The organism is Erythrobacter donghaensis (assembly GCF_001557325.1).
Classification (GTDB): Bacteria; Pseudomonadota; Alphaproteobacteria; order Sphingomonadales; family Sphingomonadaceae; genus Erythrobacter; species Erythrobacter donghaensis_B.
On record NZ_LSJS01000226.1, the window covers coordinates 1 to 977 of the forward strand.

Annotated in this window: 1 protein-coding gene; it reads left to right on the top strand. The window is 63.4% G+C overall.

Features of this window, described 5'->3' with window-relative positions:
- Window positions 1–977, top strand: a 977-nt coding sequence (locus AX692_RS14000; RefSeq protein WP_155646322.1) for a Tn3 family transposase, incomplete at both ends; no start/stop codon positions are given.

The window sequence follows — 977 nt, forward strand, 5'->3', positions numbered from 1 at the left end:
CTTACCAATCCAAGGGCCCAACCTTGGCAACCGCATCAGAGTTTGCAACAGAGCCCATCTGCGCAACAAGCTGCGCTCCGGTGATGTCTGGGTGGAACGATCGACGGGATACCGCCAGTTCGACAGCTACCTGCTAAGCGAACCGAAGGCCAAGCCGATCGTGTCGGCTCTTGGTCTGCCACCCACAGCCCGCGAATGGCTCGAACAGCGGGGCCGCGAACTGGACTGGCGGCTGAAGAAATTCGCCCGGAGCCTGAAGCGCGACGCTCTGGAGGGTGTGCGATACCGCGACGGCCGCCTCCAGATATCCCCCGTTCGTACGATCGCAACGCCCGACGCCGAAGCCCTGGCCGACCGGCTCGATGCGATGATGCCACGCATCCGTATCACCGAACTGCTACATGAGGTGGCGCAGGAAACTGGCTTTCTTTCGGCGTTCACCAACCTGCGCACCGGCGAGCTATGTCCCAATGAAAATGCGCTGCTCGCCACGATCCTCGCCGACGCCACCAATCTCGGCCTGTCGCGCATGGCCGCCGCGAGCCAGGGCGTCACGCGCGATCAACTCCTATGGACCCATGACGCCTATATCCGCGACGAGAGCTACCGCGCGGCGCTCGCCGTCCTCATCAACGCGCACCACCGCCTGCCATTCTCGCGGGTATGGGGCGACGGCACAACGTCCAGTTCCGATGGTCAGTTCTTCAGGGGCGCGAAGCGCGGCGCATCGGGCGGCGACATCAACGCCCGCTATGGCGTCGATCATGGCTTCAGCTTCTACACCCATGTTTCCGATCAGCGCGGGCCCTACCACGTCAATGTGATCTCGGCCGCCACGCATGAAGCGCCCTATGTCCTCGACGGCCTCATCAGCCATGGCACCGATCTCAGGATCGTCGAGCATTACACCGACACCGGCGGAGCGACCGATCATGTCTTCGCCCTGTGCGCGATGCTGGGATTTCGCTTCTGCCCGC